General features: G+C 63.2%; 12 protein-coding genes. 8 read left to right on the top strand and 4 right to left on the bottom strand.

Annotated elements, in window-relative coordinates; translation table 11 throughout:
• Nucleotides 1-46 precede the first annotated feature (46 nt).
• Genes J3P73_RS32585 through atzF form a run of 6 tightly spaced genes read left to right on the top strand, consistent with a single transcriptional unit; the run spans nucleotide 47 to nucleotide 8,522 of the window.
• On the top strand, nucleotides 47-865 hold the full coding sequence (locus J3P73_RS32585) for an ABC transporter permease (protein ID WP_024323449.1): 819 nt from the start codon (nucleotides 47-49) through the stop codon (nucleotides 863-865).
• Nucleotides 862-1,692 carry an ABC transporter ATP-binding protein gene (locus J3P73_RS32580; protein WP_018069312.1) on the top strand — a complete coding sequence of 277 codons (831 nt, stop codon included), beginning with the start codon at nucleotides 862-864 and terminating at the stop codon, nucleotides 1,690-1,692. The genes J3P73_RS32585 and J3P73_RS32580 overlap by 4 nt, the downstream gene beginning before the upstream one ends.
• Nucleotides 1,689-2,510, top strand: a complete 822-nt coding sequence (locus J3P73_RS32575) for an urea amidolyase associated protein UAAP1 (protein ID WP_130792198.1) — start codon at nucleotides 1,689-1,691, stop codon at nucleotides 2,508-2,510. Before J3P73_RS32580 ends, J3P73_RS32575 begins: the two co-directional genes overlap by 4 nt.
• An 11-nt stretch (nucleotides 2,511-2,521) precedes the next feature.
• Nucleotides 2,522-3,172, top strand: coding sequence for an urea amidolyase associated protein UAAP2 (locus tag J3P73_RS32570; RefSeq protein WP_075223650.1), 651 nt, complete (start codon nucleotides 2,522-2,524; stop codon nucleotides 3,170-3,172).
• Between the two features lie 3 nt (nucleotides 3,173-3,175).
• Nucleotides 3,176-6,715, top strand: a complete 3,540-nt coding sequence (gene uca / locus J3P73_RS32565; RefSeq protein WP_207580245.1) for an urea carboxylase — start codon at nucleotides 3,176-3,178, stop codon at nucleotides 6,713-6,715.
• 1 nt (nucleotide 6,716) lies between these two features.
• A complete protein-coding gene (gene atzF / locus J3P73_RS32560) occupies nucleotides 6,717-8,522 on the top strand; it encodes an allophanate hydrolase (RefSeq protein ID WP_207580243.1) in 1,806 nt (601 codons plus the stop codon).
• Nucleotides 8,523-8,619: 97 nt separating this feature from the next.
• Here the strand turns inward: atzF and J3P73_RS32555 are convergent, their stop codons facing one another.
• Genes J3P73_RS32555 through J3P73_RS32545 form a run of 3 tightly spaced genes read right to left on the bottom strand, consistent with a single transcriptional unit; the run spans nucleotide 8,620 to nucleotide 11,167 of the window.
• Entirely contained in the window at nucleotides 8,620-9,030 is a 411-nt protein-coding gene (locus J3P73_RS32555; protein WP_075223647.1) for a VOC family protein, read from the bottom strand.
• Between the two features lie 18 nt (nucleotides 9,031-9,048).
• Nucleotides 9,049-10,146: a Gfo/Idh/MocA family protein gene (locus J3P73_RS32550; RefSeq protein ID WP_130718513.1), complete on the bottom strand. Its 1,098-nt coding sequence runs from the start codon at nucleotides 10,144-10,146 to the stop codon at nucleotides 9,049-9,051.
• A 10-nt stretch (nucleotides 10,147-10,156) separates the two neighbouring features.
• Nucleotides 10,157-11,167 (bottom strand): Gfo/Idh/MocA family protein, encoded by a 1,011-nt coding sequence (locus J3P73_RS32545; RefSeq protein ID WP_024323457.1) that lies wholly within the window; start codon nucleotides 11,165-11,167, stop codon nucleotides 10,157-10,159.
• A gap of 365 nt (nucleotides 11,168-11,532) precedes the next feature.
• Between J3P73_RS32545 and J3P73_RS32540 the strand changes: the two genes are divergently transcribed.
• Nucleotides 11,533-12,693 (top strand): fumarylacetoacetate hydrolase family protein, encoded by a 1,161-nt coding sequence (locus J3P73_RS32540; RefSeq protein ID WP_207580242.1) that lies wholly within the window; start codon nucleotides 11,533-11,535, stop codon nucleotides 12,691-12,693.
• Nucleotide 12,694: 1 nt separating this feature from the next.
• On the opposite strand, the gene scpA is transcribed toward J3P73_RS32540, so the two are convergent.
• Nucleotides 12,695-14,833 (bottom strand): methylmalonyl-CoA mutase, encoded by a 2,139-nt coding sequence (gene scpA / locus J3P73_RS32535; protein WP_207580240.1) that lies wholly within the window; start codon nucleotides 14,831-14,833, stop codon nucleotides 12,695-12,697.
• A gap of 233 nt (nucleotides 14,834-15,066) precedes the next feature.
• Between scpA and J3P73_RS32530 the strand changes: the two genes are divergently transcribed.
• Nucleotides 15,067-16,425: an LLM class flavin-dependent oxidoreductase gene (locus tag J3P73_RS32530; RefSeq protein WP_207580235.1), complete on the top strand. Its 1,359-nt coding sequence runs from the start codon at nucleotides 15,067-15,069 to the stop codon at nucleotides 16,423-16,425.
• The last annotated feature ends 1 nt before the right edge of the window (nucleotide 16,426 follow it).

Raw genomic sequence — 16,426 nt, 5'->3', positions numbered from 1 at the left:
GCGGCTTTGACCGCACCGCCCAACCTTCATCAGCGGAGCTTTCCTCATGCGCTGGATCAACACGAGGCCGAGCCGGGGCGCGCAGCTTGCCTTGACGCTGCTGCCCTTCGTGCTGCTGATCGTTGCCTACACGGTCGGCTCGGCGGCACGGCTGGCGGAAAACGCCAACGACAAGCTGCTGCCCGGTCTTGCCGGTTTTGCCGATGCGATCGATCGCCTTGCCTTCATCGCCGATCCGCGCACCGGACAATATCTGCTCTGGTCCGATACGGGCGCGAGCCTGGTCCGGCTGTTCGCAGGCCTCGGCATCTCGACGCTTACCGCGCTTATCATCGGCATGCTGATCGGCATGCTGCCTTATCTCCGAGCCCTGCTCTCGCCCTTCGTCGCCGTCATCTCGATGGTGCCGCCGCTGGCGCTGCTGCCGATCCTTTTCATCGCCATGGGTCTTGGCGAAGCCTCGAAGATCGCGCTGATCGTCATTGGCGTTGCGCCGACGATGATCCGCGACCTTGCGCTGAAGGCGCTGGAGCTGCCGCGCGAACAGATCGTCAAGGCTGAAACGCTCGGCGGCTCCTCCTGGCAGATCGGCCTTCGTGTCGTGCTGCCGCAGATCCTGCCGCGGCTGATCACCTGCCTCCGGCTTCAGCTCGGTCCTGCCTGGCTGTTCCTGATTGCGGCCGAAGCGATCTCGTCGGATTCTGGCCTCGGCTACCGCATCTTTCTCGTCCGCCGTTATCTCTCGATGGACATCATCTTTCCCTATGTCGTCTGGATCACGCTGCTGGCCGTGGTCATGAATTATATCCTCGATCGCATCCGCATTGCTGTCTTCCCCTGGTCTGAGCTGGAGAAGCAGGCATGAGCGAACTGGTGATCGAAAAGGTCTGGAAAGAGTATGGCGACCAGATCGTGCTTGAGGACGTGTCGCTGACGGTTGCCTCGCGCGCCTTCGTCGCCCTTGTCGGCCCGTCCGGCTGTGGCAAGTCGACGTTCCTGCGCATGCTGCTCGGCCAGGAGCGGCCGACGCGAGGGACAATCCTGCTCGACGGCAAAGCTCTGCCGCAGGAGCCGGGGCCGGATCGCGGCGTCGTCTTCCAGCGCTACTCCGTCTTCCCGCATCTGACCGTGCTCGGCAATGTGCTGCTTGGGCGGGAACTCACAGCGTCTCGCTATAAAGCCAAGCTTTTCGGCGCTGCCCGTCGCAACGCCATTGACGAAGCCCGGCGGCTGATTGCCGAAGTCGGCCTTTCCGGCGCCGAGGACAAATATCCAGCGCAGCTTTCAGGCGGCATGCAGCAGCGGCTGGCGCTGGCGCAGGCCCTGATCATGAAACCGAAGGTGCTGCTCCTCGACGAGCCCTTCGGCGCACTCGACCCCGGCATTCGCGCCGAAATCCACACATTGATGAAGCGGCTCTGGCACGAAACCCAGATGACCGTCGTCATGGTGACGCACGACATGCGCGAGGCCTTCACGCTGGCGACGCGCGTCGTCGCCTTCGAGCGCAAGCGTGACCGCCCGGAGGAAAAGGAGCGCTACGGCGCGACGATCACCAAGGATATTTCGATCTGGCCGCCGAGGCTTGCCGGCGCGCCCTCTATCTTCAGCCCCGACCGGGACGGCCCGGTCATTTCTCTGGGCCTTCGCCGGGACGACCCGGCTTCCAGTCCGTCAGGAGAAAAACCATGATGCATGTCAGGCGTTCGCCCGAAGAAATTGCCGCCAACCGGCAGCGCTACGAGGAACATCAGAAGAAGGGGTTGGAATTTGCCCCGAAGGCCTTGCCGGCGCCAAGCCCCCTGCCTGCCCCTGCCATCGATGCGGCTGCGATCATCCATCAGGAGACTATCCCCGGCGGCTGGTACTGGTCGACTACGGTCAAGCGCGGCGAGGCGCTCCGCATCGATCAGGGAGAAGGCGGATCGACCGTGGCGCTCGTTGCCTGGAACGCCACTGATACCAGCGAGCGGCTCAATCTCGTCGATACGGTCAAGGTGCAGTGGACGACCGCCCTCGGCAAGGGCCGCGTCATCTTCTCGGATATGGGCCGGGTGATGTTTTCGCTGATCGAGGATAGTTCCGGCGCGCATGACTGCCTGATGGGCGGCTCGACGGCAGCTTCGAACGCTGCAAGATATCCCGGCGTCAAGACCCGCAACACCCGCGACAATCTCGTGCTCGTCGCCGGCAAGCTTGGTCTCACCAGGCGCGACATCCCTGGGATTCTCAACCTCTTCGCCCCGGTCCGAGTCGACGATGACGGCGGCTTCCAGTGGCGCGGCAAGCTCTCCAACAGCGGCGATTATGCCGAACTGCGCGCCGAGATGGACATGATCGTCGGGTTTTCGAATTGCCCGCATCCACTCGATCCCGATCCGGTCTATGCGCCGAAGCCGGTCATCGTCACGCGCTTTCGCGCGCCCGCACCTGCAGTCGACGACCTCTCGCGCACGGCGACCGCCGAAGCCGTTCGCGGCTTCGAGAATAACGCCGCGATGCTGGCCTGAGGAGGATGACGATGACCGATTTCATCAAGACTTCAGCTTCGCGCAGCCTCGAAAACGCCGTGCAGGACCACTTCATCCCGGCCGAAGCGCCATGGTCCGGCATCGTGCGCAAGGGCCAGACCATCCGCATCGAGGACAGCTACGGCCAGCAGGCGATCGACACGCTGTTTTATCGTGCCGATGATTTTGCCGAGCGTTATTCCAACCAGGATACGATGCGGGCGCAGGGCGGCGCCTATATCGGCACCGGCACGAAGATCATTTCGAACGAAGGCAACGTCATGCTCATTATGACGGCCGACAGCTGCGGCCGACACGATACATCAGCAGGCGCCTGCTCCTGCGAGAGCAACACCGTGCGCTTCGGCCACGGCACCAAATACCTGCATGCCTGCCGCGACAATTTCGTGCTCGAGGTGACAAAGCACGGCATGAGCAAGCGCGACATCGTGCCGAACATCAATTTCTTCATGAACGTGCCGATCAAGCCGAACGGCGAGATGACCATCGTCGACGGCATCTCCGCGCCCGGCGACTATGTCGAGCTGGTGGCTGACATGGACGTGCTCTGCGTCATCTCCAACTGCCCGCAGATCAACAATCCCTGCAACGGCTTCGATCCAACGCCGATCCGGGTGCTGATCTGGGACGGCGAGGACTGATCGATGTTCACCAAGGTCCTGATCGCCAACCGCGGCGAAATCGCCGTCCGCGTCATCCGCACATTGAAGAGGATGGGCATCGCCTCGGTCGCCGTCTATTCCGATGCCGATCGGTTCTCGATGCCGGCGCTGACCGCCGACGAGGCCATACGCCTCGGCCCGGCGCCAGCCGCCGAGAGCTATCTCAACGTCGATGCCGTCATCGCCGCCTGCAAGGCGACGGGAGCCCAGGCCGTGCATCCGGGCTATGGCTTCCTCTCGGAGAATATCGGCTTTGCCGAGCGGCTCGCCGCCGAAGGCATCGCCTTTATCGGCCCGCGGCCGGAACATCTGTCAGCCTTCGGCCTGAAGCACACGGCGCGCGAACTGGCGAAAGCCAGCGGCGTGCCGCTGCTGCCCGGCACCGATCTCTTGCAGAGCGTCGACGAGGCGCTTTCGGCCGCCGAGACCGTCGGTTATCCCGTCATGCTGAAAAGCACGGCCGGCGGCGGCGGCATCGGCATGCAGCTCTGCGCCGATGCAGCAGGCCTCAAGGCCTCCTTCGAAAGCGTGCAGCGGACGGCGCGGGCCAGCTTCGGCGATGCGCGCGTCTATATCGAGCGCTTCGTTGCCGAAGCGCGCCATGTCGAGGTGCAGATCTTCGGCGACGGCAAGGGCCGGGTGATCGCGCTCGGCGAGCGCGACTGCTCGCTCCAGCGGCGAAACCAGAAGGTCGTCGAGGAAACCCCTGCCCCCGGTCTTTCCGCGGAAACGCGGGCGCGGCTGCACAAGGCGGCGGTCGATCTGGGAAGTTCGGTCTCCTATGAATCGGCCGGCACCGTCGAATTCATCTATGATCCCCAGCGCGAGGAATTCTATTTCCTCGAGGTCAATACCCGCCTGCAGGTCGAGCATCCCGTCACGGAAGCCGTCTTCGGCATCGACCTCGTCGAATGGATGATCCGGCAGGCGGCCGGCGAGGACGTGCTCTCGGGCGCTAGAAGCCTGACGCCGAAGGGCGCGGCGATCGAGATGCGGATCTACGCCGAGATGCCGCATGCCGATTTCCGCCCGAGTGCCGGCCTGCTGACCGAAGTCGTCTTCCCGAACAATGCCCGCGTCGACGGCTGGATCGAGACGGGAACCGAGGTCACGCCCTTCTATGATCCGATGCTCGCCAAGCTGATCGTGGCGGCGAGAGACCGGCCGGCGGCGATCGAGAAGCTGAAGGCAGCACTCGCCGAAACGTCGATATCAGGCATCGAGACCAATCTCGATTATTTAAGAACGATCGCCGCTTCCGAACTGCTTGCCGGCGCCAAGGTGGCGACGACGGCGCTTCGTGACTTCGCCTTCGTTCCCGATGTCGTCGAGGTGCTTGCGCCGGGTGCGCAGTCGAGCATTCAGGAACTACCGGGCCGGCTCGGCCTCTGGCATGTCGGCGTGCCGCCGAGCGGGCCGATGGACGAGCGCTCCTTCCGTCATGCCAACCGCCTCGTCGGCAATGCCGGCGTGACAGCGGCACTCGAACTGACGGTTTCCGGCCCGACGCTGCGGTTTTATGCCGACCAGACGATCGCGCTTGCCGGCGCCCGGATGGCGATGACATGTGACGGCATAAAGTTGCCGCACCATGCGCCCGTACTGATCCGCGCCGGTCAGATTCTATCGATCGGCACGATCGAAGGACCGGGGCAGCGCGCCTATCTCGCCGTCGCCGGCGGTTTTGCCGCTCCCGTCGTGCTCGGCTCGCGGGCGACTTTCGGTCTTGGTCAGTTCGGCGGCAACGCCACCGGTGCGCTGAAAACGGGGCACGTGCTGCATTTTGCCCGGCAGACGCCGGCCGAACCGGTGATACCCGCGGCGGAGCCAGCCGCCTTGACGCGCGAATGGGATGTCGGCGTGGTCTACGGCCCGCACGGCGCGCCAGATTTCTTCGTGGACAGCGATATCGAGACGCTGTTCTCGACGGCCTACGAAGTGCATTTCAACAGCGCCCGCACCGGCGTTCGCCTCATCGGCCCGGCCCCGGTTTGGGCGCGCCACGATGGCGGCGAGGCGGGGCTGCACCCCTCCAACCTGCACGACAATGCCTATGCGATCGGTGCAATCGATTTCACCGGCGACATGCCGATCATTCTCGGTCCTGACGGTCCGAGCCTTGGCGGCTTCGTCTGCCCGGCGGTGATTGCCCGCGACGAGCAGTGGAAGATGGGCCAGTTCAAGCCCGGCGACCGCATCCGTTTTCATGCAGTCGTGCGGCCGGAAGACCCGGTCGCTGGTCCAGCGGTACGGCGGGTCGCGGAAGAGACGGGTTCGCCGATCGTCGGCACCAGCGAGGACGGACCGGTTTCGGTCGTCTATCGCCGCCAGGGCGACGACAACCTGCTCGTCGAATATGGACCGATGACGCTCGATATCGCGCTTCGGCTGCGGGTGCATCTGCTGATGCAGGCCGTTGTCGAGGCTCGCCTTCCCGGCATCGTCGACCTTACCCCCGGCATCCGCTCGCTGCAGATCCATTATGACGGCACGCAGCTGACGCGCCGGCGCCTGCTGGGGCTGCTCTGCGAGATCGAGGCCACGCTTCCGGCAGCCCAGGAGGTCACGGTGCCGAGCCGCATCGTGCACCTGCCGCTTTCCTGGAACGATCCGGATGCGGAGCTTGCGATGCGCAAATATCAGGAGCTGGTGCGCCCGAATGCGCCCTGGTGCCCGTCGAACATCGAGTTCATCCGCCGCATCAACGGTCTTCCCGACGAACAGGCCGTCCGCGACATCGTCTTTGATGCCAGCTACCTCGTGCTGGGACTCGGCGATGTCTATCTCGGCGCGCCGGTTGCCACCCCGACCGATCCGCGCCACCGTCTCGTGACGACGAAATACAATCCGGCCCGCACCTGGACGCCGGAAAATGCCGTCGGCATCGGCGGCGCCTATATGTGCATCTATGGCATGGAGGGACCGGGCGGCTACCAGCTCTTTGGCCGCACCATCCAGGTCTGGAACACTTGGCGGGAGACGCCGGTCTTTGCCAAGGGAAAACCTTGGCTGCTGAACTTCTTCGACCAGATCCGCTTCTTCCCGGTCAGCAATCAGGAGCTGACCGAGGCGCGCGCAGCCTTCCCGCATGGCGGTTATCCGATCAGGATCGAGGAGACGGAATTCTCCTATGCCGCCTACGAGAAGGAATTGCAGGCGAACGCGGCGTCGATCGGTCGTTTCAAGGCAACACAGCAGGCCGCCTTCGATACTGAGCGCCAGCGTTGGAAGGAAGCCGGGCTCGACAGCTTCGTCACCGACGAAGGCACGGGCGAAAGTCCGGACGGGGACATTCCCGACGGCTGCTTCGGTGTTGCCAGCGCCGTACCCGGCAATATCTGGAAATTGCTGGTCGAGCCGGGGGCCTCGGTTGCGGCCGGCGACACACTCGCCATCATCGAATCGATGAAAATGGAAATCAACGTCACCGCCCATGCGGCAGGCCGCGTCCGCGACCTGCGCGCCGGGCCGGGAAGAAACGTCAAAGCTGGCGATATCATCGTCGTTCTGGAGGAATGCTGACATGCTGCCGACCATCCTCGATCTCTCAAGCCTTCGCGCCGCCTATCAATCCGGCCTGACGCCGCTCGACGCCATCGAAGAGGTGATCGCGCGGCGTGCCGCCTCGAAAGATCCGGCAATCTTCATCACCCCGGTGCCGGATGACGAGCTGCGTGCCGCCGCGAAAGCCTTGATGGCACGCGCGCCGGAGGCAAACAGCCTGCCGCTCTGGGGCGTTCCCTTCGCGGTGAAAGACAATATCGATGCCGCCGGCCTGCCGACGACAGCCGCCTGCCCGGCCTATGCGTATCGGCCGGAAGCGGACTCCACCGTCGTTGCCCGGTTGAAGGCAGCCGGCGCCATCATCATCGGCAAGACCAATCTCGATCAGTTCGCGACCGGCCTCAACGGCACGCGCTCGCCCTATGGCGCGCCGCGCTCGGTCTTCGATGCGGCCTATATCTCCGGCGGCTCGAGCTCCGGTTCTGCCGTCACGGTTGCTTCCGGCCTTGCGGCCTTTGCGCTCGGCACCGATACGGCAGGCTCCGGCCGGGTGCCGGCTGCCTTCAACAATCTGGTCGGTATCAAGCCGACGCCGGGTCTCTTGCCGAATACCGGCGCCATACCGGCCTGCAAGAGCGTCGACTGCATCACGATCTTTGCCGCGACCGTCGGCGACGGTGTTACGATCCGCAAGGTCGCCGAAGGCTTCGATGCCGCCGATGCTTTCTCGCGTCGCTCCAAGCCGGCGAACCTGCCTGTGTCGGGGTTGCGCATCGGCGTCCTCGCCGACGCCGAACGGGAATTCTTCGGCGACAAGGAGGTGGAGGCGCTCTACGACCAGGCGATCGAGCGGGCCAGAGGGCTCGGCGCCATCATCGTGGCGTTCGATTACGCGCCATTCCGCGAGGCGGCCGCCCTGCTTTATGACGGGCCGTGGGTCGCCGAACGCCTGGCGGCGGTCGAGACCTTCCTCGCCACGAACGCGGCCGATTTCGACCCCACGGTCAGGGGGATTATCGAAGGCGCCAAGGGCAAGACCGCGGTCGAGGCTTTCAACGGCCGATACCGGCTGGAAGAATTGCGTCGCAAGACCGAAGCCGAATGGGAAAAGGCCGACGTGCTTCTGCTGCCGACCGCACCGACCACCTATACGGTCGCCGACATGCTGGCCAATCCCGTCGTGCTCAACGGCCGCCTCGGTCGCTACACCAATTTCGTCAACCTGCTCGATTGCGCGGCGATCGCCGTTCCGGCCGGCTTCGGAAAAGGTGGGCTGCCGGGCAGCGTTACCGTTATCGCACCTGCCTTCACCGACGATGCGCTGGCGCCGCTTGCCGATGCGCTGCACCGCGCAGCAGGTTCCGGCATGGGCATCGACCGGCAGGCTGCGATCCCCGAAGCAAGCCGTGTTGTCCCTGGCGATGACGGTTTCATCGAAATCGCGGTCGTCGGTGCGCATCTGACTGGCATGCCGCTCAATCACGAACTGGCAGGCTCGGGCGGGCGTCTGGTCAAGACCTGCCGCACGGCCGGCGACTATCGCCTCTTCGTTCTGCCCAATACCACGCCAGCGAAACCAGGGCTGCTGCGCGACCCAGGCCATAACGGCCAGGGGCTGGAGGTCGAGGTCTGGGCACTGCCGGCCGATGCTTTCGGCAGGTTCGTCCAGAAGATTCCGGCACCCCTCGGCATCGGTAAGCTGACGCTCGAAGACGGTTCCAGCGTCTCCGGCTTCGTCTGCGAGGCCCATGCGGTGAAAGGTGCCGAGGAAATCACGGCGCTTGGCGGCTGGCGCAACTATATCAGCGCCAAGCTGGCGAGCTGAGGGAAGCCTTGCATGGCAGCAAAGCTCATCCGGCGCCTGATCGATCTGCTGCGGGACGGTCTGACCGCCCGCAGCGAAGCGATCGGCGGCGCCTGTGTCAGCCTTGGCGGCTCTGCGAGCGTTCGGCAAGCTCGACGATGATGCCGTCGGGATCGCGAACGAAGGCGATCTTGTTCAGCATCTCGGAGTGGACGGCGAAGCGCGGCCGCTCCTTGATCTCGACGCCCGCCTGTTCAAGGCGGGCGAAGGCCTCGTCGACATTGTCGAAATGGAAGGTGAGGTGCCGGACGCCGGCCGTATCTTCAGGCACGTCGATCGCCCTCGACGCGCCGCCGGGCGGCGCAAAGACCTCCAGCATGCCGCCGCCCGCATCGAGGAACGCGACCTGCATGCCATTCGCCATCGTCTTGCGCAGCACGAGGCTGAGGCCAAGCAGGCCACAGTAGAAATCGACAGTGCGGTCCATGTCACTGACCGTCATGCCGACATGCTCGAAGGATTTCAGCATGCGAGAGCCCTTCCCGGTTCAGACGGTGGCCGCAGCACGCCATTCCCCTGCCGGAAGCCAGGAGCGATAGAGCGGATGATCGGCGGCGATCGGCATCGGCGTCGGCTGGCCGGTGCGCTGCGAGAAATAAGCGGCCGTTACCAGTTCCAGCGAATTGCGAGCATCCTGCAATGTCACCGGTGGGTCGGTGTCCTCGACGATCGCCTTGTGGAAGAGCTCGAACTGACGGGTGTAGCCATCCTCGCCAGGCACATAGGCGGCGAGCACTTCGTCGATCCGGGCCTGATGTTCCTCTGTCCCGGCGACGAACGTCCACGGATCACGGCCCATCGTATAGGGTTCGATGATGCTTTCGGCGACGAGGTCGTTGAAGCAGAAGCGCAGCCGCGAGATCTCCTTGCGCGAACCCAGCGTCATCGACAGCGTCGCCAGCGAGCCGTTCTGCATCTTCACCGAAAGGGCTGCCGTATCCTCGACCTCGATCGGATTGACCAGTGTCGCCCCATAGGAAAACACCTCGGCGCAGGGGCCATGCACATAGTTCAGCATGTCATGGGCGTGGATGGCGTGGCCGAGGAGGCCGCCGCCGAGTTCGCTCGCCCATTTGCCGCGCCACGGCACGGCATAATAATCCGGACCGCGCCACCAATGTGTCTCGATCGTCGTCAGGAACGGCTTGCCGGCAAGGCCGCGCTCGATCAGCAGTTTCAGTTTCTGCAGCCCGGAGCCATAGCGATACTGGAAGATCGGCATCAGCTTTCTGCCGGGGTAACGGGCAAGAATGCGGCCCATCTCGTCGACCTCGGCGATCGAGCCGAACAGCGGCTTCTCGCAAATCACATGCTTGCCGGATTCGATACCCTTGCGGCACAACTCGAAATGTGAGCTCGGCGGCGTCGAAATGTCGATGATGTCGAGATCGTCACGGGCAAACAGCGAATCCGCATCCTGGGTATATTCGCCAATGCCGAATTCCTCGCACAGCGCCTTGCCGCGCTCCTCATCGAGCGAGCAGAGCACGGGAACTTCGAAAAGCTCCTTGTTCCAGCCGAAGCCGGCCAGATGCCGCGCAGCGATGCCTGCGCCGATGACGCCGACGCGCAATTTCCTGGTCATGATATCCTCCTCAGCGAGCGCCGATGCGCGCGGCTTTCGCCTGGGCTTCCAGCGAAAGACGGCAGACTTCAAAAACGTGATCCTGGGTCATCGCCGTCTGCGTGCGGTTGCCGACGTCGGCGGTGAACGCGTCGAAATAATCAAGCTTTTCGCCGCTGCAATCGATATGGGTCATTTCCTTGCCGTTGACCAGGAAGAGGTGATCCTTGCCCGGCCGGCCGGCGATATCGATATATTTGCGCAGTTCGATGTAGCCTTCGGTGCCGAGAATGGTGAGGCGCCCGTCGCCCCAGGTCGGCAGCGCCTCCGGCGTGAACCAGTCGACACGGACATAACCCGCCGCCTTGTCGGAGCGCAGAAGCACCTCGCCGAAATCCTCGAAGGCGGGCTTGTCGGGCATGCCGAAATTGCCGATCGAGCTGGCGATGACCTCGCCTGTGGTCGAGCCAGTATAAAACAGGAACTGGTCGACCTGGTGTGAAGCGATATCGACGATGATCCCACCGAAGGCTTCCGGGTCGAAGAACCAGTCCGGTCGGGTCGGCAGCTGCAGCCGGTGTGGACCGACACCGAGCGTCTGGATTACCTTGCCGATCGCGCCTTCGGCGACGAGCTTGCCGGCCTTGACGGCGGAGCGCACGCAGTGGCGTTCGGAAAAGCAGATCGAGAAGATCTTGCCGGTCTCGGCAACGGTGCGCCTGACCTCCTCGAGCTGGGCGAAGGTCGTCACGCCAGGTTTGTCGGTCATCACGTCTTTGCCCGATCTCATCGCGCGGATGGCAAGTCCGGCACGATCACGGGGGATTGCGGAAATGCAGATGACATCGATCGACGGATCGTCGAACAGCTTTTCCCGGTCGATCTGCGGCGCGTCAGGATAGGTCTTCTCGAAGGCCTCGCGCAATGCCGGCACCGAGGTCTGCGGGCAATAGCCGACGAACTCTCCGCCTGCGGCCAGCAATCCCTTCACGTGATCGAACGTGTGCCCATGGTCGATTCCGACGACGGCAAATCTCAACATCGCTGCAACATCCTCCTGGGATTTTCGTGCGGCCGGCTGACGCCAGCCTCCTCCATGTCGGCCAAAACAGATAACGAAAGCCGGCTCCTGTCAAGGCGAGATGGAGGGCAAAATCGTCACCGCCTGTATTTAAATATTTGAAATTTAACAGTTATTTTGTATCTAAATAGTTATTTTGTGAGCTTTTGCGATTGGATTCCCGAGAAAGGCCGCGCTTGAGCCGATCGAGAAAAAGTCTTTTTCCCCAACGCATCTTGCCCCGTCTTCATGAATGTGATCGATTTTGGTCGCCGCCGGGTTGGAGGGCGGCAATACCCCGCAATTTTAAAAAGAGCGCTTCTCGCTCGTCTTGATGAAAGATCACCATGTCTCAAGCTCTTCTCGATGTCGCCGCTTCGGATGGTCTTTTTGTCGGTCGCATCTGGAATCCCGAGGTTGCCGGACCGAGCATTGTGACATCACGCAAGGGCGTGCTGGTCGACATCACGTCGCGCGAGGCGCCGACGCTGAGCGCCCTGCTCGAGCGGCAGGATGCCGCCGGCTTCGTCCGTGCAGCAAGTGGCAAGGCGGTTGGCTCGCTGGCGGACATCGCCGCCAACAGTACCGGAGCTCCGGATCAAACGCGCCCCTATCTCCTTGCGCCCGTCGACCTGCAGGCAGTCAAGGCCTGCGGCGTTACCTTTGCGCAGTCGATGATCGAGCGCGTCATCGAGGAGAAGGCGGCCGGCAATCCGGAACGCGCCGCCTCGATCCGCGAGCGTGTCAGCACGCTGATCGGCGGCAGCCTCACCAATCTGAAGGCCGGTTCGCCGGAGGCGGCCAAGGTCAAGCAGGCGCTGATCGACGAGGGCATGTGGTCGCAATATCTCGAGGTCGGTATCGGGCCGGACGCCGAAGTCTTCACCAAGGCGCCGGTGCTCTCCTCGGTCGGCTGGGGTGCGGATGTCGGCCTGCATCCGATCTCGACCTGGAACAACCCCGAGCCGGAAATCGTGCTCGCGGTCAACAGCCGTGGCGAAATCAAGGGGGCGGCACTCGGCAACGACGTCAATCTGCGCGACGTCGAGGGCCGCTCGGCACTGCTGCTCGGCAAGGCCAAGGACAACAACGCCTCCTGCTCGATCGGTCCTTTCATCCGCCTGTTCGATGCCGGCTACAGCCTGGATGACGTCCGCAATGCCGAGCTTGACCTGAAAGTCACCGGCCAGGACGGTTTCGTGCTGCACGGCAAGAGTTCGATGTCAAAGATCAGCCGCGACCCGACCGATCTCGTCAAGCAGACGGTCGGCGCCCATCACCAATATCCCGATGGTTTCATGCTCTTTCTCGGCACGCTGTTTGCGCCGACGCAGGACCGCGACGCGCCAAAGCAAGGCTTCACCCACAAGATCGGTGATGTCGTCGAGATTTCCTCGGCAGGCCTCGGCGCGCTCGTCAACACCGTGCAGCTCTCCACCGAATGCCCGCCCTGGACCTTCGGTATTTCGGCGCTGATGAGTAACCTCGCAAAGCGCGGTCTGCTCTAAACTACTGGTTTCGCCGCCTGCCCTGCAGCAGGTCGAGAACGGAGTTTGCCGCTTCGAGAACATTTGTCCCCGGGCCGAACACGGCTGCAACGCCGTGTTCGTGCAGGAATTCATAGTCCTGACGCGGGATGACGCCGCCGCAGACGACGATGATATCACCACCGCCCTGTTCCCTCAGCCTGTCGATCAACTGCGGCAGCAGCGTCCTGTGACCGGCCGCCAGCGACGAGACGCCGACGACATTGACCTTTTCGCTGAGTGCGACGCCGGCAGCTTCCTCCGGTGTCTGGAAAAGGGGACCGGCGAGCACGTCGAAGCCGATGTCGCCGAAGGCCGAGGCGATCACCTTGGCGCCTCGGTCGTGTCCGTCCTGACCGAGCTTGGCGACCATGATCTTCGGCCGGTGACCCATGGCTTCCGTCACCTCCGTCATGCGGGTCTTGAGCACGGCGAGTTCCGGCTCGTTTTCATACGCCTCGCCGTAGACGCCCTTGATGACTTCAGGGGTCGCGGCATGATCGCCGAAGGCAGCGCGCATGGCGTCCGATATTTCGCCGACCGTGGCGCGGGCGCGCGCCGCCTCGATGGCGGCTTCCAGCAGGTTGCCCTTGCCGTTCTGTGCGATCTCCGCCAGGGCCGCCAGCGCCTCACGCACGGCTCCGCCATCGCGCCGCCGCTTCGTTTCTTCGATACGTCTGATCTGAGCTTTGCGCACCGCGCTGTTGTCGATCTCCAGAATGTCGATCGGTTGCTCGTTGTCGAGCCGGTAGCGGTTGACGCCGACGATGACCTCTTCGCCCTTGTCGACCGCCGCCTGGCGGCGTGCGGCCGCTTCCTCGATCAGCCGTTTCGGCAGGCCATCGGCCACGGCCTTGGTCATGCCGCCCAGTGCCTCGACCTCCTCCATCAAGGCCCAGGCCTTCTCGGCAAGCTCGGCCGTCAGGCTTTCGACATAGTAGGAGCCGGCGAGCGGATCGACCACTTTTGTCACGCCGGTTTCGTGGCTCAGGATCAGCTGCGTATTGCGGGCAATGCGTGAGGAGAATTCCGTCGGCAGCGCGATCGCCTCGTCGAAGGAGTTGGTGTGCAGCGACTGCGTGCCGCCGAGCACGGCCGACATCGCCTCGAAAGCGGTGCGGATGATGTTGTTATAGGGGTCCTGTTCCTGCAGGGAGACTCCGGAGGTCTGGCAATGGGTGCGCAGCATCAGCGAGGACTGTTTCTTCGGATGAAACCCTTCCATGATCCGCGTCCAGAGCAGGCGGGCGGCGCGTAGCTTGGCGGCTTCCATGAAGAAGTTCATGCCGATGGCGAAGAAGAAGGACAGGCGGCCGGCGAACTCGTCGACGCTCAGGCCTTTGGCGATGGCGGCGCGGACATATTCGCGGCCGTCGGCCAGCGTGAAGGCCAGTTCCTGCACCAGCGTCGCGCCGGCTTCCTGCATGTGGTAGCCGGAGATCGAGATGGAGTTGAACTTCGGCATCTCGCGGGCGGTATAGTCGATGATATCGGCAACGATCCGCATGGATGGTTCGGGCGGATAGATATAGGTGTTGCGGACCATGAACTCCTTGAGGATGTCGTTCTGGATGGTGCCAGAAAGTTCGGCCCGTGGAACGCCCTGCTCCTCGCCGGCCACGATGAAGGAGGCAAGGATCGGGATGACGGCACCGTTCATCGTCATCGACACCGACATGTCGCCGAGCGGAATGCCGTCGAACAGGATCTTCATGTCCTCGACGCTGTCGATTGCCACACCCGCCTTGCCGACATCGCCCTCGACGCGCGGATGATCGCTGTCGTAACCGCGGTGGGTGGCAAGATCGAAGGCGACCGACAGGCCCTTCTGGCCGGCGGCCAGATTGCGGCGATAAAAGGCATTCGATTCCTCTGCCGTCGAGAAGCCGGCATATTGGCGGATCGTCCAGGGCCGGCCGGCATACATCGTCGCCCGCGGGCCGCGGGTGAAAGGAGAGAAGCCGGGAAGCGAATCAAGATGCCCGGCGCCGTCGAGATCCTCGGCCGTATAGAGCGGCTTGACGGCAATGCCTTCCGGCGTCTGCCAGATCAGCGTTTCGGGCGAGGTGCGCAGTTCCTTTTGCGCAAGCTCCGCCCAATCCGACAGCGTCTTCTTCGTCATGCGGTTCCTCCGGCTTTTTTCATTCCCACCCTACCATTTCACCGGCTCCTCGTGCGATAGAGCCCGAACAGGATGATTTTAGGCCGAGCCGGCCCAAAATCTGAATCCTGTTCTATATTATATAGTTAGAGCATGATGTCGTCCGAAAACCGCTCACACTTTTCGGCATCATGCTCTAGGATAATTAATGCGGCAAATCCTTGATTTCTATTGCCGGCTTTGGGACCCGCCTCATGAAGACCATGCAGATCTATGCCTTTGACATGAACTGCGTCGGGCATATCAACCACGGCCTGTGGACGCATCCGCGCGACCGCTCAGCGCATTATACCGATCTCGACTACTGGACAGAGTTTGCCAAGACCGCCGAACGCGGCAAGCTGGACGGCATCTTCCTGGCCGATATCGTCGGTGTCTATGATGTCTACAAGGGTAGCCCGGCGCCGGTGATCGAGACGGGCGCGCAGATCCCGGTCAATGATCCGATGATCCCGATTTCGGCGATGGCCTATGTCACCAAACATCTGGGTTTCGGCGTCACCGTCAACACCACCTACGAGCCACCCTTCCTGCTGGCGCGGCGCATGTCGACACTCGATCATCTGACCAAGGGACGGATCGGCTGGAACATCGTCACCGGTTATCTCGACAGTGCCGCCCGCAGCATGGGTTTCGACAAGCTGCCGGAACATGATGCGCGCTACGATGCGGCCGAGGAATATCTCGAAATCCTCTACAAGCTCTGGGAAGGGAGCTGGGACGACGATGCGGTGCTACGCGACAAGGCGGGCGGCACCTATGCCGATCCCTCCAAAGTGCGCACTGTCCGTCACGACGGCAAATATTACCGGATGGAGGGCATCCATCTCTCAGAACCCTCACCGCAGCGCACGCCCCTGCTCTTTCAGGCCGGCGCCTCTGCACGCGGGCAGGACTTCGCCGCCCGACACGCCGAATGCGTCTTCATCGCCGGGTCGAATCCCAAGGCGGCCAGGCCGACCGTCGATGCGCTGCGGGCGAAGGCGGAGGAATTCGGCCGCGGCGCCGACGCATTGAAGATCCTGAGCCTGACCACCGTCGTTGTCGGCCGAACGGAGAAGGAAGCCCAGGACAAGCTGGAGGAATACCGCCGCCATGCGAGCGTCGAGGCCTCGCTTGCGCATTACTCCGCTTCGACAGGCATCGATTTTTCGAAGTATGAATTGGACGACGTCATCGACCAGAGCTCGACCAACGCCAATCAATCCGCACTTGCGGCCATCACGAAACAGGCAGCGAAGCCGGTGACGCTGCGTGACATCATCGACCAGATGGTACTCGGCAGCCGGATGAAGCCGATGGTGGGCTCGCCCGACCAGATCGCCGATCATCTCACGACATGGATCGAAGAGGGTGACATCGACGGCTTCAACCTGGCGCGAACCGTGGCCCCGGAAAGCCTGCGCGATTTCGTCGAGCTGATCGTCCCGGTGCTGCAGGAGCGCGGCGTCTTCAAGGCGGACTATGCTGCAGGGCCGTTGCGGCAAAAACTTTTCGGCGGCGGGAACGGCAGGTTGCCCGCCGCTCATCCCGCAGCCCAGTTCCGACGCTGAT

This window comes from Rhizobium ruizarguesonis (assembly GCF_017357285.1).
Classification (GTDB): domain Bacteria; phylum Pseudomonadota; class Alphaproteobacteria; order Rhizobiales; family Rhizobiaceae; genus Rhizobium; species Rhizobium ruizarguesonis.
This window is presented reverse-complemented; position numbering and strand designations above follow the sequence as displayed.